Origin of the sequence: Ligilactobacillus animalis (assembly GCF_009933595.1) — a bacterium.
Classification (GTDB): domain Bacteria; phylum Bacillota; class Bacilli; order Lactobacillales; family Lactobacillaceae; genus Ligilactobacillus; species Ligilactobacillus animalis.
Map to the genome: position 1 here is coordinate 699,190 of NZ_CP047141.1, position 25,177 is coordinate 724,366.

The 25,177-nt window shown below is 41.5% G+C and carries 28 protein-coding genes and 1 other annotated feature; of the genes, 27 read left to right on the top strand and 1 reads right to left on the bottom strand.

The window, feature by feature from the left end:
• Positions 1–11: 11 nt before the first annotated feature.
• The 14 genes from GSR62_RS03435 to GSR62_RS03500 all read left to right on the top strand — a co-directional run bounded on the left by GSR62_RS03435 (position 12) and on the right by GSR62_RS03500 (position 12,086).
• Complete coding sequence (locus GSR62_RS03435) at positions 12–1,283, top strand: bifunctional folylpolyglutamate synthase/dihydrofolate synthase (RefSeq protein ID WP_066023813.1); 1,272 nt, start codon at positions 12–14, stop codon at positions 1,281–1,283.
• 16 nt (positions 1,284–1,299) lie between these two features.
• Complete coding sequence (locus GSR62_RS03440) at positions 1,300–1,956, top strand: HAD family hydrolase (RefSeq protein WP_035448929.1); 657 nt, start codon at positions 1,300–1,302, stop codon at positions 1,954–1,956.
• 49 nt (positions 1,957–2,005) lie between these two features.
• A complete protein-coding gene (locus tag GSR62_RS03445; protein ID WP_066023814.1) occupies positions 2,006–2,629 on the top strand; it encodes a JAB domain-containing protein in 624 nt (207 codons plus the stop codon).
• A 9-nt stretch (positions 2,630–2,638) separates the two neighbouring features.
• On the top strand, positions 2,639–2,845 hold the full coding sequence (locus GSR62_RS03450) for a cold-shock protein (RefSeq protein WP_004049007.1): 207 nt from the start codon (positions 2,639–2,641) through the stop codon (positions 2,843–2,845).
• A 312-nt stretch (positions 2,846–3,157) separates the two neighbouring features.
• A complete protein-coding gene (locus GSR62_RS03455; RefSeq protein ID WP_004049006.1) occupies positions 3,158–4,162 on the top strand; it encodes a rod shape-determining protein in 1,005 nt (334 codons plus the stop codon).
• A 94-nt stretch (positions 4,163–4,256) separates the two neighbouring features.
• Positions 4,257–5,105 carry a rod shape-determining protein MreC gene (mreC, locus tag GSR62_RS03460; protein ID WP_035448935.1) on the top strand — a complete coding sequence of 283 codons (849 nt, stop codon included), beginning with the start codon at positions 4,257–4,259 and terminating at the stop codon, positions 5,103–5,105.
• Positions 5,106–5,116: 11 nt separating this feature from the next.
• Positions 5,117–5,635 (top strand): rod shape-determining protein MreD, encoded by a 519-nt coding sequence (gene mreD, locus GSR62_RS03465; protein ID WP_010688717.1) that lies wholly within the window; start codon positions 5,117–5,119, stop codon positions 5,633–5,635.
• A gap of 19 nt (positions 5,636–5,654) precedes the next feature.
• Positions 5,655–6,317: a septum site-determining protein MinC gene (locus GSR62_RS03470; RefSeq protein ID WP_010688718.1), complete on the top strand. Its 663-nt coding sequence runs from the start codon at positions 5,655–5,657 to the stop codon at positions 6,315–6,317.
• Positions 6,318–7,124: a septum site-determining protein MinD gene (gene minD / locus GSR62_RS03475; RefSeq protein ID WP_010688720.1), complete on the top strand. Its 807-nt coding sequence runs from the start codon at positions 6,318–6,320 to the stop codon at positions 7,122–7,124.
• Positions 7,125–7,180: 56 nt separating this feature from the next.
• Positions 7,181–7,414: a binding site (T-box leader), on the top strand.
• 60 nt (positions 7,415–7,474) lie between these two features.
• Positions 7,475–8,122, top strand: a complete 648-nt coding sequence (locus GSR62_RS03480) for an amino acid ABC transporter permease (RefSeq protein ID WP_035448939.1) — start codon at positions 7,475–7,477, stop codon at positions 8,120–8,122.
• A 12-nt stretch (positions 8,123–8,134) separates the two neighbouring features.
• On the top strand, positions 8,135–8,773 hold the full coding sequence (locus tag GSR62_RS03485; protein ID WP_010688725.1) for an amino acid ABC transporter ATP-binding protein: 639 nt from the start codon (positions 8,135–8,137) through the stop codon (positions 8,771–8,773).
• A gap of 14 nt (positions 8,774–8,787) precedes the next feature.
• A complete protein-coding gene (locus GSR62_RS03490; protein WP_010688726.1) occupies positions 8,788–9,606 on the top strand; it encodes an amino acid ABC transporter substrate-binding protein in 819 nt (272 codons plus the stop codon).
• Positions 9,607–9,675: 69 nt separating this feature from the next.
• Positions 9,676–11,139, top strand: a complete 1,464-nt coding sequence (gene cls / locus GSR62_RS03495) for a cardiolipin synthase (protein WP_010688727.1) — start codon at positions 9,676–9,678, stop codon at positions 11,137–11,139.
• Positions 11,140–11,156: 17 nt separating this feature from the next.
• A complete protein-coding gene (locus GSR62_RS03500; protein ID WP_066023815.1) occupies positions 11,157–12,086 on the top strand; it encodes an alpha/beta hydrolase in 930 nt (309 codons plus the stop codon).
• A 50-nt stretch (positions 12,087–12,136) separates the two neighbouring features.
• On the opposite strand, the gene GSR62_RS03505 is transcribed toward GSR62_RS03500, so the two are convergent.
• Positions 12,137–12,253 carry a DUF4044 domain-containing protein gene (locus tag GSR62_RS03505; protein WP_035448942.1) on the bottom strand — a complete coding sequence of 39 codons (117 nt, stop codon included), beginning with the start codon at positions 12,251–12,253 and terminating at the stop codon, positions 12,137–12,139.
• Between the two features lie 197 nt (positions 12,254–12,450).
• Between GSR62_RS03505 and GSR62_RS03510 the strand changes: the two genes are divergently transcribed.
• The 13 genes from GSR62_RS03510 to GSR62_RS03570 all read left to right on the top strand — a co-directional run bounded on the left by GSR62_RS03510 (position 12,451) and on the right by GSR62_RS03570 (position 25,156).
• Entirely contained in the window at positions 12,451–12,828 is a 378-nt protein-coding gene (locus tag GSR62_RS03510) for a DUF3397 family protein (RefSeq protein ID WP_035448944.1), read from the top strand.
• Positions 12,829–13,034: 206 nt separating this feature from the next.
• Positions 13,035–13,982 carry a 16S rRNA (cytosine(1402)-N(4))-methyltransferase RsmH gene (rsmH, locus tag GSR62_RS03515; protein ID WP_035448946.1) on the top strand — a complete coding sequence of 316 codons (948 nt, stop codon included), beginning with the start codon at positions 13,035–13,037 and terminating at the stop codon, positions 13,980–13,982.
• A gap of 13 nt (positions 13,983–13,995) precedes the next feature.
• Positions 13,996–14,364: a cell division protein FtsL gene (gene ftsL, locus GSR62_RS03520; protein WP_066023816.1), complete on the top strand. Its 369-nt coding sequence runs from the start codon at positions 13,996–13,998 to the stop codon at positions 14,362–14,364.
• On the top strand, positions 14,361–16,508 hold the full coding sequence (locus tag GSR62_RS03525) for a penicillin-binding transpeptidase domain-containing protein (protein ID WP_066023817.1): 2,148 nt from the start codon (positions 14,361–14,363) through the stop codon (positions 16,506–16,508). Before ftsL ends, GSR62_RS03525 begins: the two co-directional genes overlap by 4 nt.
• Positions 16,509–16,541: 33 nt before the next feature.
• A complete protein-coding gene (gene mraY / locus GSR62_RS03530) occupies positions 16,542–17,504 on the top strand; it encodes a phospho-N-acetylmuramoyl-pentapeptide-transferase (protein ID WP_066023818.1) in 963 nt (320 codons plus the stop codon).
• Positions 17,505–17,525: 21 nt separating this feature from the next.
• Positions 17,526–18,896, top strand: coding sequence for a UDP-N-acetylmuramoyl-L-alanine--D-glutamate ligase (murD, locus tag GSR62_RS03535; RefSeq protein ID WP_066023819.1), 1,371 nt, complete (start codon positions 17,526–17,528; stop codon positions 18,894–18,896).
• Between the two features lies 1 nt (position 18,897).
• Positions 18,898–19,992, top strand: coding sequence for an undecaprenyldiphospho-muramoylpentapeptide beta-N-acetylglucosaminyltransferase (gene murG, locus GSR62_RS03540; protein WP_010688737.1), 1,095 nt, complete (start codon positions 18,898–18,900; stop codon positions 19,990–19,992).
• Between the two features lie 151 nt (positions 19,993–20,143).
• Positions 20,144–20,854: a cell division protein FtsQ/DivIB gene (locus GSR62_RS03545; RefSeq protein WP_066023820.1), complete on the top strand. Its 711-nt coding sequence runs from the start codon at positions 20,144–20,146 to the stop codon at positions 20,852–20,854.
• A 152-nt stretch (positions 20,855–21,006) separates the two neighbouring features.
• Positions 21,007–22,353 carry a cell division protein FtsA gene (ftsA, locus tag GSR62_RS03550; protein WP_035448953.1) on the top strand — a complete coding sequence of 449 codons (1,347 nt, stop codon included), beginning with the start codon at positions 21,007–21,009 and terminating at the stop codon, positions 22,351–22,353.
• A gap of 26 nt (positions 22,354–22,379) precedes the next feature.
• On the top strand, positions 22,380–23,636 hold the full coding sequence (gene ftsZ, locus GSR62_RS03555) for a cell division protein FtsZ (RefSeq protein ID WP_035448954.1): 1,257 nt from the start codon (positions 22,380–22,382) through the stop codon (positions 23,634–23,636).
• 17 nt (positions 23,637–23,653) lie between these two features.
• Positions 23,654–24,091, top strand: coding sequence for a cell division protein SepF (locus tag GSR62_RS03560; RefSeq protein WP_010688742.1), 438 nt, complete (start codon positions 23,654–23,656; stop codon positions 24,089–24,091).
• A gap of 10 nt (positions 24,092–24,101) precedes the next feature.
• On the top strand, positions 24,102–24,356 hold the full coding sequence (locus GSR62_RS03565) for a YggT family protein (RefSeq protein ID WP_103050405.1): 255 nt from the start codon (positions 24,102–24,104) through the stop codon (positions 24,354–24,356).
• Positions 24,357–24,373: 17 nt separating this feature from the next.
• Positions 24,374–25,156, top strand: a complete 783-nt coding sequence (locus GSR62_RS03570; RefSeq protein ID WP_066023900.1) for a YlmH family RNA-binding protein — start codon at positions 24,374–24,376, stop codon at positions 25,154–25,156.
• Positions 25,157–25,177 lie beyond the last annotated feature (21 nt).

Sequence of the window (25,177 nt, forward strand, 5' to 3'; positions counted from 1 at the left end):
GAGGCGAAAAGATGCAGATCAAAAGCTATACTGAGGCGGTCGAATTTATTCATGGACGTCGCAAATTTACAAAGTCCCCCGACTTAGAGCGGATGCGCCGGTTTGCTCATTATCTGGGTGATCCACAAGAAAAGACCAAGTTCATCCATGTCACGGGAACCAATGGCAAAGGGTCAACGGTGGCTTTTTTGAGCGAACTTTTGCAAAGTCAAGGATTTACGGTGGGAACCTTCACTTCGCCTTACATCACGCGCTTTAACGAGCGGATCGCACTCAATGGCGAACCGATCAGTGATCAAATGTTGGTCGAGCTGTTAAACGAGTTGTTACCGGTCATTTCACGGCTCGATGAAGAATATGCCGGTGAGGGACCTAAGGAATTTGAAGTCGTCACAATGCTGATGTTTTTATATTTTGCTAAAATGGCCCCTGATTATGTGGTCGTTGAAGTGGGCATCGGCGGACTCTATGATTCGACTAATATTTTGACCCCTGAGTTAGCGGTGATCACTGAAGTTGCGTTAGACCATACTCAGATCTTAGGCGATACTTTGGCTAAGATCGCCACGGCAAAAGCAGGGATCATCAAACAAGATCGGCCGGTCGTCGTTGGAAAATTAGCACCAGAATGTTTGGCTGTTATTCAAGCACAGGCTGAAAAAAGAAATGCTCCTTTGTATCAAGCGGGAGTAGATTATACGTTCTTACCTGAAAAAAGAGCTAGTGTTTGGGGTGAAAGCTTTACATATCAAGGCTTTGGGCTCAAGGATAAGCTAGCGATCTCATTGTTAGGTCAATATCAGGTCGCCAATGCTAGTTTAGCTGTGAGTGTATTTTTGGTCTTGGCTAAAAGAGCGGGTTTTTCGCCAACGCTAAGCGAGATCAAAATCGCTTTAAAACAGACGACCTGGGCGGGGCGCTTTGAAAAGATAAATGATGAGCCACTGATCGTCTTGGATGGAGCCCACAATGCAGATGCGGTCCAGCAATTGGTCCAAACATTAAAACAAAATTTTGCCGATAAACAGATCTATGTTATCATGTCGGTCTTGGCTGATAAGCAGGCTAAGACAATGGTAAATAAATTAGAGCAGTTACCTAATGTCGAACTATTTACGGTCAGTTTTGATGCGCCCCGTGCACTCAGTCATGAACAAGGTCGTTTCTATGAAGCGTGGCCCGAAGCTTTGGCTGAGGTCATGCAAGAGATCTCAAGTGATGATATGCTATTATTTACGGGTTCGTTGTATTTTGTGTCGGAAGTAAGAAATTATTTTATTTAGATCGTGAGGATATGAGATGGATTTGAAATTAGTGATCTTTGATATGGATGGTGTCGTATTTGATTCTGAAAAAGTATACTTTGAAGCTAACAGGCTAGCGGCTGAAAAACTCCAAATGCCAAACTACACTTTGGAATATTACAAGCAATTTATCGGAGCAGGGACAGAACCTATGCTGGCTCAAATGGCTAAAGATTATGGTAGCCGTGAGTTAGTTGATCGTTTTTACCAGATGAGTATGGATAATGTTTATCCGATCGTAGAAGCTGGAAAATTAGAATTAAAACCAGGTTTTAAAGAATTGACCGCTTATTTGGATGAACAAAATATCCCTTATGTCATCGCTTCAAGTAATTTTAGAAAAGATATCGAATACTATTTGGAAAAGACAAATATTTCAGGTCGCTTTGCGCATATCGTTTCAGCTGACGATGTGACCCATGCTAAGCCATCCCCAGAGATCTTTGAAAAAGCTTGGCAAAAAGCTGGCTGTCCAGCTAAAAATGAAACTTTGATCATTGAGGATTCATTGAATGGCGTCAAAGCAGCCAATAATGCTGAGATCCCAGTCGTTATGGTGCCAGATATCATTCAACCGACCGCATATGAAAAAGAACATACGGTAGCGATCTTGCCCGATCTAGTAGCTGTGCGAGATCTCATCAAAAAATAAATTATTTCTAGGCCCGTTTGCGAATTTTATAAAGTAAGGGGGCTTGAAAATGAATTTAAAAAATTTAACAGATAAGATCGTTTTAAGTGAATTATTAGGCTTTTTGCTGGATAAGCAAGCAGCTGGTCAAGTGGTCGACCGCTACTTTGCGCAAGCTGATTCGCTAGCGCAGTTCCAGTATTTTGGGGTCACTGATTGGACTAAGCTGACCATTGATACCAAACTCCAGGATTATTTATTGCTTTTATGCGAATTTGCTAAGCGCTATGCTTTAAAACCACCGTTAGAATTGGGGCAGATCTGTTCTAGTAAGGTGATCGGCGAGTATATGAGTGCGAAGTTGGCCCTGCGTAAGCAAGAAGTCCTGTGGGGTGTCTATTTAGATACCAAAAATCAAATCTTGGCTCAAGAAGAGATCTTTGTGGGAACGCTAAATGAAGCCACGGTCCATCCAAGGGAGATCTTGAAATTAGCGCTGAAGTATAGCGCAGCCCGCTTTATCGTGGTCCGTAATCACCCTAGTGGTCAGGTGACACCTTCCCCAAATGACATCGCCTTGACTAGACGTTTACAGTCGTGTGGTGAGCTCTTAGGGATCGCGTTATTGGACCACATTATTGTTGGTGAGCATACATATTTGAGTATGCGTGAAGAAAAAATATTAATTAGATAGGTGAATTACATGTTACAAGGAACAGTACGTCGTTTTAATAAGGATAAAGGTTACGGGTTTATCACCCCTGATAATGCGCCAAAAGAGGATCTTTTTGTCCACTATACGGCGATCGAAAAATCAGGTTATAAGATCTTAGAAGAAGGTCAAAGAGTTGAATTCGTTGAAGTTGAAGGTAAAAAAGGCTTTCAAGCAGCTTTAGTCACGATCCTATAAAGGTTAAGATATTTTAAAAAAATTAGTTGAAATAAAAATTTATCTAGATTAAATAAAAATTAAGCTTTGATTTATGATATAATACTGAAATTGAAGAGAATCAATTTCAACAATTTATAAAATTTTTGGCTAGCTGGAGCAACTGCTCGAGTAAGAGGAAAATTTTTTCAAAAAAGGATCAAAATTTTTTCTTTTTATTTGTCATTGCCAAGGTAAAACATGAAAATATGTTGGAAACACGGCGATTCAATGTTACAATTAAAATATCTTGAATTAAGTACTCATTTAGAGTTTGCGAAGGGATGAAACAACGTGTTCGGAATCGGAACAAAAAATATCGGAATCGATTTAGGGACTGCTAATACGATCGTTTATGCTGAAAATAAGGGAATTGTATTACGCGAACCTTCTGTCGTAGCTAAAAATACTAAAACTGGCGAAGTCGTATCTGTTGGTTCAGAAGCGCGTGATATGATCGGGCGCACACCAGCAAGTATCGTAGCGATCCGTCCAATGAAAGACGGTGTCATTGCTGATTATGATACAACTGTCTCCATGATGAAATATTATATTGAAAAAGCTGTTGGTAGCAAGACTGCTAAGCCATATGTCATGGTCTGTGTACCTAGTGGTGTAACTGAAGTTGAAAAGCGTGCTGTGATCGATGCTACTCGAGTTGCAGGGGCTAAAGATGCTTACGTGATCGAAGAACCATTTGCAGCTGCGATCGGTGCTGGTCTACCAGTTATGGATCCAACTGGTAGCATGGTCGTTGATATCGGTGGTGGGACGACTGACGTTGCAACGATCTCCTTGGGTGGGATCGTATCTAGCCGTTCGATTCGGATGGCTGGTGACAAGATCGATGATTCGATCATCTACTATGTACGTAAAAATTACAATTTGTTGATCGGTGAACGTACAGCTGAACAATTAAAGATCAACGTTGCCTCTGCTTCTGTTGAAGCTGCTAAGGAATTGGATAGTCAAACGATCCGTGGACGTGATTTAGTGACAGGTCTACCTAAGACGATCGAGATCCGCCCCGAAGATGTAGCTGAAGCGATCCAAGAAGTAGTGCAAGAGATCATCACAGCTATCAAAGAAACATTAGAAGAAACATCTCCTGAGATCGCAGCTGACGTGATCGATCATGGGATCGTTTTAACTGGTGGTGGTGCGTTATTACGCCACTTACCAGATGTGATCTCTGAAGCAACAAAAGTGCCTGTATTCGTGGCTCAAGATCCACTTGACTGTGTGGCTGTTGGGACAGGCGAATCACTTAAGAGCATTGATGTAATGAAGAAAAGATAAATAGGCGGTTAAAGTCTAAAGTTAGGAGGTTGGGGTTTAGTCGTCCAGCCTCTTAATTTTTAATGCGGATCTTATCGAGTTCAGGAGGTTTTTTATGCAAAAGTTTTTTTTCAATAAAAAACTTGTTATTACACTGGTCGCTTTGATCATCAGTTTTTTACTGATCGCATTTTCGATCACAGTGCGTAATAATCGATCGATGCCAACATTTGTGCAACAGTTTGGTAATGAAGCTTTTGGTCTAGTTGATCGGGTCATCAGTTTTCCGGTTGCTGGAGTCGCGCATGTAGGTGGCTCTGTTTCTGATCTACTCAACACGTATGAGGAAAATCAGAAATTAAAGCAACAGATCGATAGTTTGGCAGCCGATAAAGTTGAAAACCAAACCTTACGTAAGGAAAATAAACAATTAAAAGAACAGTTGAAATTAGATGAAAGCTTGACTGATTATTCAAAGATCAGTGCCCATGTTTTATCTCGGACACCATCTTCTTGGCAAAATCAGATCGTGATCTCAAAGGGATCATTTGCAGGTGTGACTAAAAATGCTGCCGTTTTATCACGTAAGGGCTTAGTCGGACGGGTCGTGGAAGTCAATAAGACCAACAGTAAAGTTGAATTGCTCACGACGCAAAATGATTCGGCTAACCGTTTTGCAGTCCAATTGGAAAGTGATGGCGAAGTGATCAACGGTTTGATCACGGGCTATGACCGACAAAAAAATCAGTTGATCATGGGACAGATCACTTCTAAGAAGAAGATCAAGAAGAATACTGAGGTCATTACCTCTGGGATGGGTGGTAATACTCCTAAGGGCTTATTGATCGGAAAAGTCGTCAAAACAACGGATGATGATGATGGGTTAGCGACAAAAGTTTATATCGAGCCAGCTGCTGATATGACAGATCTTAGTGTTGTGACTGTGGCTAAACGTGCAGACTAGGGGGCAGAATGATGGCAAATTCCAAGCTAAAATATTATTTTCCTCTAGGGTTGATCATCTGCATCGTTTTGGATGGGACACTTAGTAGCTTATATGCTCAGTATTTTTTTACAAGTTCAATTTCGATCGAGAGTCGCTTGACCTTGTTATGGCTAGTGATGGCGATTTTCTATGGTGAAGTTGACCGTTTGATGCTATGGGCATTTATTGCTGGATTGATTTTTGATATGTACTATACGGGGATCTTAGGGATCTTTATGATCATTTTTCCTTTGATCGTTTATTTGAACCGAGAAGTGTATCGTTTTTTCACTTCTAACTTTATTGTGGTACTATTAATATATCTGATAGATGTTACGCTCGTTACGGCTTTGGCATATTGGGCCAACTCCCTGATCGGACTGACGGCAACTGGTTCAGCTGATTTTGTGGTGCAAACTTTAGGGCCGTCACTGGCGTATAACTTGGCGGTGTTTTCGCTATTATTTATCCCAGTCAAAAATTTCTTTGAGAAGTATTCTTCTCGATAAATAAGGAAGGTGCAAGCTGATGCAGGCAGCTGTGTTAAAGGGCTACAAAGACGGATATGAACTGATCATACGTGATAATGCAGATTTTGATCAGGCGCTGTCCGAATTAAAAGACCTATTTCGAAAACTACAACTTGATACTGTCGGTGAAGAAAAACAGATCTCGTTTACGGTCAATACCGAAAGACGCTTGTTGAGTGCAAAACAAAAGCAAAAGATCGAAGAATTAGTTGGAAATTATCCTCGTTTTTCGATCTATAAGTTTGTTTCTGATGTGGTAGATACTAAAGATGCACTTGAATTTATGGAAGAACATACCGTCCATGTCAATAGTGATACGATCCGTAACGGTCAAGTCAAGTTGATCAAGGGTGACGTCTTGTTTTTAGGCAATATCCATAAGGGTGGCATTTTGCAAGCGACCGGGAGTATCTTTGTTTTAGGAAATGTCGAAGGGATCTTACATGCTGGCTATAGTGATAATGTGATCTCAGTGATCGCTGGGAATTTTAAACGGGCACAACAAGTTCGGATCAGTGATCTAGTAGACATCATCGAGCCAGATATGCAAGCCGATAAAGTCGTTGCTTATGTCAATGACCTGCATGCTTTAAGCTATACGACGCTTGCTGAATTAAAAACACTTAGGCCTAAAATTTTTACACAAATAGGAGGGTTTTAAATGGGAAAATCGATCGTTATTACATCGGGAAAAGGCGGCGTTGGTAAGACAACTACGACTGCTAATCTCGGAACAGCCTTGGCTTTGATGGGCAAAAAAGTCTGTCTGGTCGATCTAGATATCGGTTTAAGAAACCTAGATGTTATTTTGGGCTTAGATAATCGTATCATTTACGATATCATTGATGTGGCGCAAGGTAGAGCTAAGTTACCCCAAGCCTTGATCAAAGACAAGCGTTTTGGCGACAATTTATTCCTGTTACCTGCAGCGCAAAATACGGATAAATCGGCCCTTGAACCGGAAGAAGCTAAACAGATCGTTGATGAGTTACGATCTGAGTTTGACTATGTGTTGCTCGATTGCCCAGCTGGGATCGAACAAGGTTTTGCTAATGCAGTAGCTGGTGCGGATGAAGCAATCGTAGTCTCGACACCTGAGATCTCAGCCGTTCGAGATGCTGATCGGGTAGTCGGGTTGCTTGAACAACAGAATTTAGAAGAACCACCGATGCTTATCATCAATCGGATCAAAAAGAAGATGATGCATGATGGTCAAATGATGGATGTTGATGAGATCACGCGGCATTTATCGATCAAATTGATCGGGATCGTCTTTGATGATGATAATGTAATTGGTTTTTCGAACAAGGGCGAACCTGTTATTTTAGATGAAAAGAGTGAAGCATCTAAGGGATATCGTAATATCGCACGGCGTTTAGAGGGTGAAACGATCCCGTTGATGACACTTAAAGAAGACGAACAAGGTGGCTTTTTCAAGAAGATGAGTTCTTGGTTCAAACGCAAATAAGCCAGATTTGTTGTTGACAGTTTTACCGATAAATGTTAATCTTTATGAAAAATTATTTAACGATATCGAGCGGAAGAGTAGAAGATGTTTACCTGAAAAAGAGACTATCCGGGAGCTGAAAAGGATAGAGGTGGCATTTTTGAACCACATCCGTGAATTGGTACACTGAACCTAAAGTAGTAGGTGTATCCGGTCAGAAGTCCGTTACACTTGAGTTAAGTTAACTCACTGAGACTCCTTTTGTGAGAAAGGAGTAAATATGAGGTGGAACCGCGTAAAACGCCCTCTTGGATTTTTTCCAAGAGGGTGTTTTTCTTTTACCAGTAAGTTAAAAAATGGAGGAATTTGGGATGGATTATATCATGGAAGTCATGCCCTCGTTGATTTCAGGGATGGGAGTGACCTTATCAGTATTTTTTTGGACCTTAGTTGGTTCTTTGCCTTTAGGTTTGATCGTTTCTTTAGGGATGATGTCACGATTTAAGATACTTCAAAAAATATTAGGTATCTATGTTTGGCTGATGCGAGGAACACCGCTGTTATTGCAATTGATCTTTGTCTTTTATGGACTTCCGCTGTTAGGAACAGGGATCGTGTTACCACGGTATGAAGCTGCGTTGGTGGCATTTATTTTGAACTACACAGCATATTTTGCTGAGATCTTTCGTGGGGGCTTGCAATCGATCGATAAAGGGCAATATGAAAGTGCTAAGGTCTTACGCTTGAGCTACTGGCAAACGATCCGCAAAGTCGTAGCTCCACAGGTGATCAAGATCGTGATCCCTTCGATCGGTAATGAAGTGATCAACTTAGTCAAGGACTCAAGTTTAGTTTATGTGATCGGTCTAGGTGATCTCTTGCGCGCAGGTAATGTTGCGACAAGTCGGGATGTGACTTTAGTGCCACTATTGCTAGTGGGCGCGATGTATTTGATGATGACGGCCTTTTTCACTTATGTTTTGAAAAAGATCGAGCAGCACTATAGTTATTGGAAATAAGGAGTGATCAACATGTTAGAACTAAAAGAAGTAACTAAAAAATTTGGCGATAGAACGATCTTGGATCATGTTGATCTGACTGTAGAAGATGGCAAGATCTTGTGTATCGTAGGGCAATCTGGTGGTGGTAAGACCACACTTTTACGGTGTATCAGTGGTTTAGAACGGATCGACAGCGGGCAGATCTTGGTAGATGGGGTCGCCTTTGATCCATACGTCAATAGTACCAATGATGCTGTGATCGGGGTGGTTTTCCAAGAATACAATCTCTTCCCGCATTTGACCGTGTTACAAAATGTGATGCTAGCTCCAACGATGGTCTTAAAAAAAGATAAGAAAGAAGCGCAAGCAGAAGCCCAAGAGCTTTTACAAAAGTTAGCGCTTGGTGATAAAGGTGAACTTTATCCTTGGCAACTATCAGGGGGACAAAAGCAACGGGTCGCGATTGCCCGCGCTCTAGCGATGAAACCACGGATCTTGTGCTATGATGAACCCACTTCAGCCTTAGATCCAGGTCTGCGCGATACTGTCAAAGAGATCATTTTGGATCTGAAAAAAGATAAAATGACGCAGATCATCGTTACGCACGATATTGATTTTGCTGAAGAGATCGCTGATGATATTTTACGTGTGAAACCACTGGCTAATTAAAGGAATTGAGATAGATGAAACGATATTTAAAATTACTAGCGCTTGGTTTAGGTCTAAGTCTCTTATTAGTCGTTTCGGGCTGCAATGATGTCAAAAAAAGAGCCGATACGGTCGATACTTGGCAACAGATCGAGCAAAAAAAGCGGGTCGTGATCGGACTAGATGATAGTTTTGTACCGATGGGTTTTCGCCAAAAAGATGGTAAGCTCGTTGGATATGATATCGATCTAGCTAAGGAAGTCTTTAAACTATACGGGATCACGCCTGATTTTCAGACGATCGATTGGTCAATGAAAGAAACTGAATTGCGCAACCAAACGATCGATCTGATCTGGAATGGCTATACCAAGACGGATGAACGTGCTAAAAATGTGGCTTTCAGTCAGCCATACCTAAAGAATGAACAATACTTAGTAAGTAAAAAAAGCCAACAGATCGTAAATGACAGTTCCATGAAAGGCAAGATCTTAGGTTTACAAAGTGGATCTTCGGGCTATCAAGCCTACTTGGATGAACCAAAAGTTTTAAAACAATATGTCAAAGAAGCGATCCAATACGACACCTTCAACAATGCTTTCATGGATCTAGATGCTGATCGCATCCAAGGACTATTGATCGACAGCGTTTATGCCAACTACTATATTGCGCATAAAAAAGATCCGGCTAGTTATCGGAAAGAAAACGCAGGGTTTGCGTCTGAAGATTTTGTAGTTGGAATGCGAAAGGGTGACAAGACCCTACAAAAGAAGATCAATGAAGCGTTTAAAGTTTTAAAGGAGAATGGGACGTTAGAACGTTTGAACCGTAAATGGTTCGGGGAAAATGTAAACTGACCCTGACAGCCTTAAAACTAAGGTGTATACTAGGTTAATGATCATATAATGGAGGGGTAGAATTTAATAATGGACACATTAGTTAGTGTGCTGACAGTGATCTTACTATTGAACGTTATTGCAGCAATCATCACTGTTTTTAAAGAAAAACGTGATATTACGGCAACTTGGGCTTGGCTCTTGGTGCTCAATCTATTGCCAGTGATCGGTTTTGGGATCTATTTACTAGTTGGTAAAAATATCTCCAAAGAAAAGATGTTTGATCTCAAGATGCAAGAACGACTCGGGATCGATCAGCTCGTTGAGTTGCAAAAGGAACAATGGCAAGAAGAAGAGCTCTTGCCAGAAGGCTTGCGTACGCCTGAAGCCCGCCAAACGGTGCGCTTGTTACTGGAGACTGATCAAGCTATCTTGACCAAAAATAATCAAGTCGATATTTACGATGACGGGCACGATAAGTTTGCTAAATTACTAGCCGATATCGATGCTGCAAAACATCACGTGCACTTGGAATATTATTCCTTTTTCAGTGATCGGATCGGTAATAAGATCTTAGCCAGTCTTGAAGCAGCCGCTAAACGTGGTGTTAAAGTCCGTGTGATCTATGATAGCATGGGGTCACGGGGCCAAGAACGGCATTTCTTTGATGAATTGGAAAAACTTGGTGGCGAGGCAGAACCATTCTTTGCTTATAAAAAAGCTTGGATCCACAGTCCCCGGATCAATTACCGTGAGCACCGTAAATTAGCGATCATTGATGGTAAGATCGGCTATATCGGTGGTTTTAACATCGGTGATCAATATCTCAGTCGTTCCAAGAAATTTGGTCACTGGCGCGATACGCATCTCCGCGTTGTCGGTAATGCTGTTATTGCCATGCAATCGCGCTTTTTGATGGATTGGAATGCAACGATCAAAAATGTTCGGGGCAAAGAACCAGTAAAATATGAAGAGAGTTTGTTTCCATTGCAACGACAAAAAGGCAATGTTGGTCTTCAGATCATCTCCTCAGGTCCGGATAGTGAAGTTGAAGCGATCAAGAAGGGCTATCTCAAACTGATCAGCGGAGCAAATGACTACATTTACATCCAAACTCCGTATTTGATACCAGACGATTCGGTGTTAGAAGCGTTAGTCGTAGCGGCCTTATCTGGGGTCAAAGTCAAGATCATGATCCCTTGTATGCCAGACCACGCTTTTGTTTATCGGGCAACTGAATATTACGCTAAAGTTTTGGTCGATAGTGGCGTCGAAGTTTACACGTATGACGATGGTTTCTTACATGCTAAGACATTTGTCGTCGATTCCCAGATCACTTCTGTTGGTTCAGCTAACCTTGATTTTAGAAGTTTTAAATTGAACTTTGAGGCTAATGCTTTTGGATATGATCGTAAATTGGCACTTAAACTCAAGGAGCTCTTTGAAGCTGATTTAGCTAAGTGTACAAAATTAACACCAGAATACTTTGAACGTCAATCACGTTGGCGTAAATTTAAACAATACTTTTCAAGATTGTTATCACCGATCTTGTAGGCAAAAGGGAAAGAAAGATGAAAAAACACAGAAAAAAGATCATTATTGGGGTCATTGGACTATTGTTGTTGATCTACGTAGGGGTAAATGGGTATCTCATCAATTATGCTTTTGTGCGTGATTCAGCCAGTTTAGGGGCCTCAGCACCGAAAAAAGCCGAACTCTTGAAGAAAGATCAGGCCTGGTTGACTCAGACTAAGCAACAAACTTGGACAGAAAAGTCAGCTGATGGCAAGTTGACGTTGAAAGCGCGCTATGTACCAGCTAAAAAGGCAACCAATGAGACGATCGTGATCGCTCATGGTTATCGTGAAAATAGCTTGCGGATGGCAAGTTACATTCGGATGTTTCATGACCTCGGCTACAATGTCTTAGCGCCTGATGATCGCGGAGCTGGTAGAAGTGAAGGCCACTATATAACTTTTGGTTGGCAAGATCGACTAGATTATCAAAATTGGCTCAAGCAGCTCATTGCTAAAAAGGGACAAGATTCCAAGATCGGCTTGTTCGGAGTGAGCATGGGGGGCGCCACTGTTATGATGATGAGTGGTGAAAAATTACCTAAGCAAGTCAAGGTGATCGTTGAAGATTGTGGCTATTCATCGATCAATGAAGAATTAGGGACACAATTGAGTGCGCAATTTGGTTTGCCAAAAGAACCGATCTTAACAACAGCCAGTTGGATGGCTCATCCATTTATCGGATTTAATTTCAAAAATGGGAGTGCAACTGAGCAATTAAAACAAAATAAATTGCCGACGCTATTTATCCACGGCAGTAAAGATAGCTTCGTTCCAACGGAAATGGTGTATGAAAACTATCAAGCCAGTGCTGGTAAAAAGGAATTATGGGTCGTAAAAGGTGCAGCCCATGGAATGTCTTACTACCAAGATCCAACGGTATATACTGAAAAAGTTGGTGCTTTCGTCGCTAAATATATGAACTAAAAAGGAACAACCTAATTTTTAGGCTGTTCCTTTTTAGTTCATCATTACTTTTAGAAGAAAGCACTAAGTGAGCCGAGGATCACACTACCAAGTGTGAAGATCAACATGAGCCAAACAACGACCATGGTGATCTTTTGAAATGTTGTGCGTTTCTTTTTTTCTCTCACGATACTCGACACCTTTCCAATTTTTACTATACTATACCTTTAAAGGTCGGTCGCTGTCAAATCTCATAGTACAAGTGAGTTATTAGTTTCTTTTGATGAAGCGTTAAGTTTTCCTTGTTTTTGGTGTGTCTACAATTGATTTGTAGCAAAAATGCTTGGTATAATAGGGGTAATATTTTTAATTGAGGATGGTAGTGATGTTTACAGCGATCGCAACGTGGTATATCATGCCAATTGTCATTTTGATCATTTGGATGGCATTGACATTTTTAAAGAAAAATTTCGCTAAATATTGGCCTAAACGCTTAAGGATCATCGATATTATGATGTTGGTGTTATTGTTAGGAATCCACGGGCTTTCGGTCACTTTGACGGGGCTTTCGTTATTACCGTTTTTAGCATTTGCGGCTAGTGCTTTTGGTCTAGTTTTGACGGTGTATTTAGTGTATACCGAAGATGACTTTCGGGTCCGCCGTTTTTTTGTGATCTACTGGCGAACGTTAGATATTTTTATCGTTGGGATGTACATTATTTTATTGTTGATTCAGGTCGCAAGTTTTTTAGGTATTATGTGAGTTAAGTACAAACAGACTAATATTTAGTAAATATCTAAAACGTTTTATAAAAATCGCGAATTTGTTAGTTATTATTGTGGTTCAAAGCGTAGAACTATGGTAATATCTAATTGTATAACATATATTTAATACATATTTTGATGATCGTTTTTAGATCGTCGTTATACATTGGAAGCAAGAAAGATGAAAGCTGTAGGAATTAGAAAATGACGGAATTTAATCATGTGACTGTACTATTAGAGGAAGCAGTTGAACAACTCAATATCAAACCAGACGGCGTCTACGTCGATTGTACTTTAGGTGGTGGGGGTCACACCAGTTTAATTTTGTCAAAGCTTTCAGATAAGGGCAGGTTGTTCTCGTTTGATCAAGATCAAACTGCGATCGATTACAATACTAAACGTTTACAAAATGAGTTAGCCAGTAAGAAATTGACCTTTATCAAAAGTAACTTTCGTAATCTAAAGGAATGTTTAGCCGAGCAACAGATCACTAAAGTTGATGGGATCTTATATGACTTAGGAGTTTCTTCACCGCAATTTGATGTTGGCGAACGTGGCTTTAGTTATCAACACGATGCAACACTGGATATGCGGATGGATCAAAGTCAAGCTTTGACTGCTAAAACAGTGATCAATGACTGGTCCTACCAAGAATTAGTTCGGATCTTCATGCGCTATGGTGAAGAAAAATTTGCTAAATCGATCGCTCGGCGGATCGAAGCCGCTAGAAAACAAGCACCGATCGAAACAACAGGCCAACTAGTTGAACTGATCAAAGCTGGGATCCCGGCCAAAGCTCGACGTAAGGGGGGCCATCCGGCTAAGAAAGTCTTCCAAGCAGTCCGTATAGCTGTCAATGATGAGCTAGGTGCTTTGGAAGAGTCCTTAGATCAAGCGTTTGAAGTGCTTGATGTTGGTGGGCGGATCAGTGTGATCACGTTCCAGTCGTTAGAAGATCGTTTAGTTAAAACGATGTTCAAAGAAAAAGCGAGTTTACCAGAACTTCCTGCCGGATTACCAATTATCCCAGCTGAACTTGAACCAGAATTTAAATTGATAACACGTAAGCCAATCTTACCGTCTGATGCGGAACTCGAAGCTAATCATCGGGCACACTCGGCTAAATTAAGAGCAATTGAAAAATTAAAGTAAAGGATGTGAGACTTTGGCACAAGCAGTAAGAAAACTCGAAACACCTCAAGCTCCACAGGTAAAAACTACGCTAGATCAGCAACCACAAAATACAGCTAGACAGTTGCGAAGGATGTATTTTAAACAAGAGCGCAATGCAGCGATCGCTTTAGGTGTATTATTAGTGGTCATGTCATGTTTGGTGATCTGGTCGAATACGGCCGTGACCAAGACCCAAGCAACGATCCAAGATATCAATCAAAAAGTCTCAACTTTACAGACTTCAAATGCTAACATGAAAGAAGAGATCAGCGAACTGTCTAGCCGGACACGTTTGATGGAGATCGCCAAGGATGTTGGTTTACAAATGAATGATAAAAACATAAGGAATGTTACCAAATGAGTACTAAAAAACGGCAGATAAATGTAAAACAAGACCCGCGAAATCGCAGTTATTTTGGAAGAGCGTTATTTTTCATCGTCATCATCGTCTTTCTTACATTTATTGGTCGTTTTTTTTATGTGGGTTTGACACACACGGCTCACGGAAAAAATCTGACCAAATTAGCACAGGCAATGTATGCCGAACAAACTGAGATCAAAGCCAAACGCGGGACGATCTATGATGCGCAAAATCAACCGATCGCTGAAGATACGACGACTTATTCGATCTATATCGTCTTATCTAAATCGGCGAAGACCCTTGAAGGTAAACCGGATTATTTGCAAGATTCACAAAAGACTAAAGCTGCTAAGGTCTTGAGTCAAAATTTAGGGATGAATTATGATGACCTGCTCAAGCTCTTTGATGCCGACGATGGTCTCTATCAAGTTGAGCTTGGTAGCAAAGGTAAACATATCTCAATGGAGACCAAAAAGAAGATCGAAGCTGCTAAGATCAGCGGGATCAAATTTACACCTGCTCAAGCACGGTTATATCCTAACGGGGTCTTTGCGTCTCACTTAGTTGGTCTGGCAGAAAATGAACAATCTCACTTAGTTGGGGTCATGGGCTTAGAAAAGGTTTTTGAAAAACAACTAAAGGGCGTCAACGGAGTCAATAAGCTCGCGATCGATTCACGCGGGACGACTTTGCCTAATTCTAAATCACAAAGTAAGCCCGCTAAAGATGGCGATAATGTTTATACCACTTTAGATACGCGGACTCAGACTTATTTAGAGACTTTGATGAATAAAGCGCAAGAAACTTATAAGCCAAAATCGATGACAGCTGTTTTGATGAATGCCAAGACGGGCGAGATCATTGCGGCGAGTCAACGGCCGACCTTTAACCCTCAGACTGGAGAAGGGCTAAATGATATGTGGCGCAATATCTTGTTAGAAGATACTTATGAACCAGGTTCGATCATGAAGATCTTGACGATGGCAGCAGCGATCAATAGTGGAAATTATAATGCTAACGCCACTTTTAAGTCAGGTTCTTATCAGATCGACGGTCAACGGATCAATGATTGGAATACGACTGGTTGGGGTGATATCACCTATCGTGAAGGCTTTATTCGTTCTTCAAATGTTGGGATGGCTAAGCTCGAACAAGCAATGGGAGAAAAGACGTGGCTAAATTACATCAAAAAATTTGGTCTTTTGAAGTCAACAAATGCTGGTTTAGGGAATGAAGCAGCTGGTAGTATCGAATACAAATATCCGATCGAACAAGCTAACACTGCTTTTGGCCAAGGAGTAAATGTGACTGTCTTCCAAATGCTCCAAGCAATGTCGGCTGTGGCTAATAATGGTAAGATGGTCAAACCTTATCTAGTAAGCAAAGTTGTTGACCCAAATAATGGTAAGACGGTCTTTTCGCAATCACCAACTGTAGTCGGAAAACCGATCAGAAGCTCAACTGCTAAGGAAGTTCGTGAAATGATGCAAGATGTTGTGACTGATAAAGACGGGACTGGGACGGCCTACAAGATCGATGGTTATGATGTTGGGGTCAAGACTGGGACAGCGCAGATCGCCAACGAAAATGGCACAGGTTATTTAAGTGGTGAGACTAATTATCTATTCTCTGTTGCTGGGATGGCGCCGATAAATGATCCTAAATACATTTTATACATCACGATGAAACAACCTAAGACCTTTGCTGATCAAGGTGAAACGGGAATGTTAGCTTCTATTTTTGATCCTTTGATGAAACGCGTTTTGGATGAGGCAAATGACTCAAATGATGAAAAGGCACAAACCAGTGTCCCAGACGTGAAGGGGATGTCACCTAAAGAAGCTAGTGAAGAAATGACCCAAAGCGACTTAGTACCAGCAGTGATTGGCGAAGGTAAAAAGGTCGTTAAACAATCACAGACTGCCGGCACGAGCATGTTGACTGGTGAGCGTGTGATCTTAGTCACAAATGGAACGCTGACGATGCCAGATATCACTGGTTGGTCGCGCCTTGATGTGATGAAATTATCCGAGCTGACTGGTATTGACTTAGACGTTCAGGGGAATGGCTATGTTACTAAGCAAAGCGTTGCACCTGGTGAAAAGCTAAGTAAGCAAACAAAATTGACAGTTGAGTTAAAATAAAATAGATAGAAAAAAAGAGGAAGGAAAAATAACATGACTATTTTTCAAATGTTGATCCCGGTGATCAGCAGTTTAGTATTGACTGCTTTATTTACACCGATGTTTATCAGCTATGCACACAAAAAAAAGCAAGGACAAATGATCCGCAAAGAAGGGCCAAGTTGGCACCAAGTAAAAGCGGGAACACCAACGATGGGGGGCTTTACCTTTAATTTAGCGATCATTGTTACGGGGCTTTGGGTCCCACTAGGCTTGCACATGCTAAGTCCTAAGATCTTGGTCTTAGACTTTATCTTACTGTTATATGGCTTTTTAGGTTTCTTTGACGATTCCGTCAAATTATGGAAAAAGCAAAATGAAGGCTTGAAGCCTTGGCAAAAATTATTGGGCCAAATAATCGGGGGCTTGATCTTTTTAGCTGTCTATCATCATGAAAAGTTGCCTTTTGCACTTTCATTCTTTGGACATGAGGTCACTTTAGGCTTCGTTTATGTTTTATTTGTGCTTTTTTGGTTGGTCGGCTTTTCAAATGCGGTCAATTTGACCGATGGAATCGATGGGTTGGTCTCAGGCCAAGCGATCATTGCTTTTGGTGCTTATGCGATCATCGCCTATCATCAAGCACAATACGATGTTTTGATCTTTTGTTTATCCGTGATCGGTGCTTTGATCGCCTTTTTAGGGTTCAATCATAAACCAGCCAAGATCTTCATGGGTGATACTGGCTCATTAGCTCTAGGGGGAGCTTTGGCAGCCGTTTCGATCATCTTACACCAAGAGTTGTCGTTGTTGGTGATCGGGATCATCTTCGTCTTAGAAACGCTTAGTGTGATCTTACAAGTCGCAAGCTTTAAATTGACGGGTAAACGGATCTTCAAGATGAGTCCTATCCACCACCATTTTGAAGAATGTGGCTGGAGTGAATGGCGTATCGATCTAACTTTTTGGGCAATTGGTCTAGTAGCTGCGATCATTGCAGTTATGACGATAATTTAATATCAAAGGAAGTCGTTAGACATGAAAAATGTGACAGATTATAAGGGTAAAAACGTATTAGTCGTTGGTTTAGGTAAAAGCGGGCTCAACAGTGCCTATCTGTTAAAAGAGCTCGGGGCAAATGTAACGGTAAATGATAAGAATATTCCAGCAGATAAGCAAGTCTTGGCTGAGTTGGAAAATGCCGGTATCAAAGTCGTTGTTGGCTCACATCCGCTTTCTTTATTGGATGATGCGGAATTGATCGTCAAAAATCCTGGGATCACATATACGAATCCCTTGATCGCTGAAGCCCAAAAAAGAGGCTTTTTGATCATCACCGAACCTGAATTAGCCTATGAGATCTCTGAAGCTGAGCTAGTGGGCGTTACTGGGACAAATGGTAAGACGACAACGACGACTTTGATCTCCTTGATGTTAAACCACCTAAAGGATAAAAATAAGGCGTATGCTTGTGGTAATATCGGGATCTCAGCCGTCGAAACGGCCCAAAAAGCAACGGCTGACGATATCTTAGTCATGGAACTCTCCAGTTTCCAATTACTTGGGATCACTAAGCTCCACCCTAAGATCGCGGTCTTGACTAATATTTACGAAGCTCATACCGATTATCATGGTTCACGTGAAAATTATGTCAAGGCTAAGATGCGTTTGTTGAAAAATCAAACTGCAGCTGATCACTTTGTAGTCAATTTTGACCAAGCTGAATGGCGTGAACTTAGCCAACAAGCTAAAGCAAAAGTCGTACCATTTTCACGGACAGCCTTTACTAAAGAAGGAGCCTATGAAGAAGATGGGATCTTGTATTTCAAAGATGAAGCGATCATGCCTGCTGATGAGATCAAAGTTCCTGGCACACATAACATTGAAAATGCTTTGGCAGCGATCGCGGTCGCTAAACTCATGGGGGTAGCAACTGCCGATATCGTTGAAGTATTGCAGACATTTTCGGGAGTCAGACATCGGACTCAATACGTGACAACGTTTGATGAGCGCAAGTTTTATAACGACTCTAAGGCAACCAATATCGAAGCAACTGAAAAGGCACTTGCTGGTTTCAAAACCCCAGTTGTCTTGTTAGCTGGTGGGCTAGATCGTGGCTTTACCTTTGAGCGTTTAGTACCATATCTAAAGGAACATGTCAGTGCTTTAGTCGTCTTTGGTGAGACTAAAGACTTATTGAAAGAAGCCGGAAAACAGGCGGGCTTAGAACAGATCGTCGTGGCTAAAGATGCGGTCGACGCTGTGCCTAAAGCCTATGCTCTCAGTCGACCAGGTGATACGATCTTATTGTCACCAGCATGTGCAAGTTGGGACCAATGGAAGACATTTGAAGAACGTGGCGATAAATTTATCGAAACAGTAGAAAATTTAGAAAAAAAGGATGAATAGTATGCGACTATTAGTATCTGGTGGCGGAACGGGTGGTCATATCTACCCAGCGCTAGCACTGATCGAAGCTATCAAACAACAACGACCTGACACAGAAGTCTTGTATGTCGGGACAACTAAGGGATTAGAGAGTAAGATCGTTCCCAATGCTGGGATCCCGTTTAAAACGATCGAGATCCAAGGATTTAAACGTTCACTTTCACCTGAAAACTTTAAGACGGTGTACCTCTTTTTAAAGAGCGTGCATGACTCTAAAAAGATCATCAAAGAATTCAAGCCAGATGTTGTGATCGGCACGGGCGGTTATGTCTGTGGGGCAGTGGTGTATGCGGCTGCTAAAATGAAAGTCAAAACGATCATTCACGAGCAAAATAGTGTTGCGGGTGTGACGAATAAATTCTTGAGTCACTATGTTGATAAAGTTGGGATCTGTTTTGATGATGTGAGAGCTGATTTTCCAGCTAAAAAAGTTGTCTTTACCGGTAATCCACGAGCTCAACAAGTAGCAACGATGAAACCAACGGGTCGTTTGGCGACCGAATACCAGCTTGATCCTAACAAAAAGACGATCTTGATCTTTGGTGGTTCACGTGGGGCTTTAGGGATCAACAATGCTAGCATAGAAGCGATCGAATATTTCAAAGATCAACCCTATCAAGTATTATTTGTGACGGGACGCGTCCATTATGATAAGATCATGGAAGATAGCCGTGTCAAGGACCTGCCTAAAAATGTAGTGATCAAGCCTTATATTGCTGACATGCCATCGATCTTACCCGAGATCGATGCGATCGTGGGTCGTGCTGGAGCCACCAGTTTGGCCGAGATCACTGCTTTAGGGATCCCAACGATCTTGATCCCTAGCCCATATGTCACACATGATCATCAAACTAAAAATGCTCAAAGTTTAGTAAACAAAGGTGCGGCGTTGATGATCAAGGAAAGTGAGTTGAACGGCAAGGTCTTATTTGAAAATATCCAAGCGATGATGGCTGATCCACAAAAGCAAGCACAAATGGCGGCTAATGCTAAAAAAGCAGGGGTACCGGATGCAGCTGATCGTTTGATCAAGGTGATGGAAGATTTACTAAACTAGTAGTTAGTGAGAGGGGCTGAAGAGGATCAGATTTTGGAAGAAAAAGAAGCCAGTTGTCCCTAATCAGAAACTTCAACCATGGCTCGAAAAACAAGCAAAACGCGGTCAAGCAAAGCCAAAACCACCAGCCAAAGATCTGTTCAATGGCAAATTGATCCGGCTGACTGAACAGCGTAAAAAAGCATTGCGTCAACAAGCGTTATTTCCGTTAGTCTTTTTTTCGATAATGACACTATTGACGCTTTGTTTGATCTTGCCGATCAGTCGTATTAGATCAGTGACAGTTGATTCAAATGATAAGCAGTTACGCGTGGCAGTCATCAAAGCCAGTGGACTCCATTACTATGAATCCCTGTTCAATGTGTGGTTCAATGCTAGCAAGATCGAGGATAAGATCCAGAACAAAGTAGGCTTAGTCGAACAGGCAACATTGCGCTATGTAAATGTTAATAATGTGGTGATCGACGTAAAAGAAGAGCCCCAAGTTGGTTATATTTATCGGAATAATAAGTATTATAAGATCGGAACGACTGGTCAATCTTTGAGTGAAGGAACTCCTTCAGTCAAGGGCAGTTACCCCGTATTTTATGCTTTTAAAGATAAGGCCAAGTTGAAATTAGCAGTCACAAAAGTGCAAGAACTACCGACTGAATTGAAAAAGTCCGTCTCAGAGATCCATTATGACCCATCTAAAGTAAATCCAAACCGGATCAAGCTTTACATGAATGATGGCAATGAGGTCATCGCCGATCTTTCGACGTTGACAAAGAAGATGGAATATTACCCTCAGATCGCGACTAAAATGGATCAAAAAGGCATCGTTGACCTTGAAGTTGGGGCGTTTTCATACCCTAAAAATTAAGAATTAGAAATAACTAAAATGTTGTGAACTAAATTTTTTATTTTGAGGGGTTGACAAGTAGCCAATTAATATATTTTTGTGTTAAAATTAACCTATTGAATTTAAATAATAAACAATGAGAACATTATTAAAATCATAAGGGAGGCAAATTGATGGGAAACTCTAGTATCTATGTTGGCATAGACATCGGTACGACTTCGATTAAAGTCATAATAGCTGAGTATCTCAAAGACCAGATCAACATAATCGGTTACGGTAATACACGTTCTGCCGGTCTCAATCGTGGAGTGATCGTTGATATTGACCAAGTTGTTAAGGCGATAAAAGAAGCTGTGAAACAAGCCGAAGAAAAGGCAAATATTCAAATTTCTGAGGTGAGCGTTGGTGTTCCAGCTAATATGCTCCAAATAGAGCGTTGTAAAGGGATGATCGCCATTGGAAACGAAGACGGTAACTCTAAAGAGATCAGTGACATTGATGTTCGGCGTGTGACCGAAGCTGCTTTGGTCCAAAATTTACCACCTGAACGCGATGTGATCGATATTGTTCCAGATGAATTTATCGTTGATGGCTTTGATGGGATCCAAGACCCACGAGGGATGGTCGGCGTCAGATTAGAGATGCAAGGGGTAATGTACACAGGTCCCAAGACGATCTTACATAATACTCGTAAATGTATCGAACGGGCAGGGTTAAAGGTCAGAGATATGATCGTAGCCCCACTTGCATTATCGCAAGTTGCCTTGACCGATGGGGAAAAGGACTTTGGAGCGATCTTGATCGATCTTGGCGGTGGTCAAACGACTGCTGCTGTAGTCCACGATCATCAATTGAAGTACACTTATGTCGATCAAGAGGGTGGCGATTATGTGACCCGTGATATTTCGATCGTCTTGAATACTTCGATCGAGAATGCTGAGATCTTAAAACGCAATTATGGCTATGCCGATGAAACATTAGCTTCAAATGAAGATACTTTCCCAGTAACTGTTGTGGGACAACAAGAGCCAGAGATGATCACTGAAGAGTATCTAGCTCAGATCATTGAAGCGCGCTTACAGCAGATCTTTGGTAAGCTAAAAGCTGATCTAGATCGGATCAATGCTTTACAGCTACCTGGGGGGATCGTATTAACTGGTGGCTTAGCAGCCTTACCAGGTGTCAAAGAATTGGCCCAAAAGATCTTTGGGGTCAATGTTAAAGTCTTTATTCCTCAAGAGATGAATTTACGGATCCCATCTTTTGCACAGGTCATCGGGATCGTAGAATACGTCACGCAAGAAAATGAGATCGATCAGATCGTCAGACGAACGCTCGACGGTCAAGAATTCATCAGTAAACCAAAAGTAAACCAGCTCGATGAAGATGAGCAACAAGATATCAAGCCTGATTTTGAGCCGGTAGCTGATGAGTATGATACACCTAAGGATAAAAAGAAAGATGATAAACCTAAGGGAATGGATCGATTCAAGGCGATATTTGACAAATTCTTTGACTAAAAGATTAGGAGATGGAGGAATATAGAATGGAATTTTCATTAGACGCAGATCAAATGGAACATGGTGCCACAATTAAAGTTATTGGTGTTGGTGGCGCTGGTGGTAATGCGGTCAACCGTATGATCGCTGATGACGTTAAAGGTGTGGAATTTATCGTTGCAAACACAGATGTGCAAGCATTGAAGAATTCTAACGCTGAAACAAAGATCCAATTAGGGCCTAAATTGACTCGTGGATTGGGTGCAGGGGCTAATCCTGAGATCGGAAGTAAGGCGGCTCAAGAAAGTGAAGAAGCTTTAGCGGAAGCCTTGAGTGGTGCCGACATGATCTTTGTCACGGCCGGTATGGGCGGTGGTACTGGTACTGGTGCTGCACCGATCATTGCTAAAATCGCTAAAGAACAAGGCGCTTTGACGGTCGGGGTCGTAACTCGTCCATTTAGTTTTGAAGGGCCAAAGCGGGCTCGTTTTGCTGCTGAAGGTGTAGCCAAGATGAAAGAGCATGTTGATACTTTAGTTATCATTGCTAACAACCGCTTGCTCGAGATCGTTGATAAGAAAACGCCGATGTTACAAGCTTTCCAAGAAGCAGATAACGTGTTACGTCAAGGTGTGCAAGGGATCTCTGATCTGATCACCTCACCAGGTTACGTGAACTTGGACTTTGCTGATGTGAAGACCGTGATGCAAAATCAAGGTTCTGCTTTGATGGGGATCGGTTCCGCTAATGGTGAAAACCGGACCGAAGAAGCAACTAAGAAGGCTATCTCTTCACCATTGCTCGAAGTTTCGATCGATGGGGCAGAACAAGTCTTGTTAAACATTACCGGTGGTCCAGATCTAAGCTTATTTGAAGCTCAAGCTGCTTCAGATATCGTTTCCCAAGCGGCTACAAGTGATGTCAACATCATCTTTGGGACTTCGATCAACGAATCCTTGGAAGATAATGTAGTCGTGACCGTGATCGCAACTGGGATCGATAAAAAGAAAAAAGAAAGTAGCACATCTAAAGTTGTACCACCACGGACGTTCAACACGCCAACGCCAAGTGCACCAGAAAACAACACGGCTGCACGCCCAGCGCAAAATAATGATCCATTGGGTGATTGGGATCTTTCACGCGAGATCAATGGTACAAGAAAAGCAGCCCAACAACGTGAAACTGAATTTCAAAATGTTGAGAAGAAGGATTTTAACGTCTTTGGTTCCAATTCTTCAGCTGAACAAAGTAGTGACGAAGACGATCTAAATAATCCACCATTCTTTACTCGGCGTCGTCATTAAGACAAGGAGGCTGAAAAATGTCATTTTCAAGCAAACTCAGTAGTTTCTTCAGCGCAGATGATGATTTTGAAAATTACGAAGAAGAGCCACGTGAGGAAAGTTATCCAGAATCTAAGGCTACCACTGAAAGTCGAGATGAGAGAAACGTAATGGCTTTGCACAATGAACGTCGGCCGCTTGAAAAGAAGATCATGCTGTTTGAACCTCGGATCTTTTCTGATGTTAAAGCGATCGCTAGCAAGCTTTTAGCTGGGCAAGCAGCTGTCGTTAATTTTCAAAGGATCGATGATGAACAAGCACATCGTGTCGTTGATTTTCTTTCAGGCGTAGTTTTTGCAGTCGATGGTGAGATCCAACGCATCGGTGAACAGATCTTTTTATGTACTCCGCATGACTTTGAAGTTGAGGGCAACTTAACTGATACGATGCGTAATGGTGATTATAAGTATAATTAAGGAGAATAATTTGGGAATATTAAGTCTTATCAGTAGTTTATTTAGTTTGTACTCTTTTTTGATCATTGCCTACTGTTTGTTATCTTGGTTTCCAGGTGCTTATCAGACACAATTAGGTCAGTTATTGATCAAAGTGTGCCAACCATATTTGCGGTTATTTGATTTTATTCCACCGATCGCCGGGATCAGTTTTGCCCCAGTGGTCGCATTGATCGTTTTACAGTTTGTTGAAAAAGGGGTCTTTATGTTGTTTTATCTCTTTTAGTGAAATGGGGGAGTGTGGTGAATAGTGAGGTCTATCAACATTTTCGCGCGGAAGAAAAACCGGTGATCGATTCGTTGAACGATTATATCAACCAGGCGCAAAATGAATACCGCCCGATCTTGACACACTTTTTAGATCCTAGACAACAACATATTGCCCAGTTCTTATTACAGGCTGATGATATGATCAAAGTCAAAGCTGAGGGAGGTTTTGCTCAAGCAGAAAGAAAGCGGCTCTTATTTTATCCTGACTATTATGAACCACAGGAAAAGGATTTTGAGTTGCAACTGTTAGAGATAAATTATCCAACTAAATTTGTATCGTTGACCCACGGACAAATTTTAGGAACTTTAGCAAATAGTGGGTTAGAGCGCGAAGTTTTAGGCGATATTATCACAGATTCACAGCGCTGGCAGATCGTCGTTCAAAAAAATATCAGTGATTATTTGCTCCAACAAGTCGAACGGATCGGTAAGATCAATGTTCGCTTGGAAGAAATGCCACTGACCCAGCGACTTGTCCCTAATAATGATTGGGAGCTTGAGACTGTTTCGGCCAGTTCGCTTCGGATCGACACGGTGATCGCGGCGGTCTATAATATGTCGCGTAACCGTGTCAAGGAATTGATCAATGCCAAGAAAGTCCAGCTAAATTGGATGGTGTTGACCAAACCAGATACAGAATTAGGCGTTTTAGATATCGTTTCGGTTCGTGGTTTTGGCCGGATCAAGTTGATCGATGTATTAGGCAAATCAAAGCGAGGTAAGTTGCGCTGTGAAGTTGCTGTAATTAGAAAATGATTTAAAAATTTGGAGGTGTTG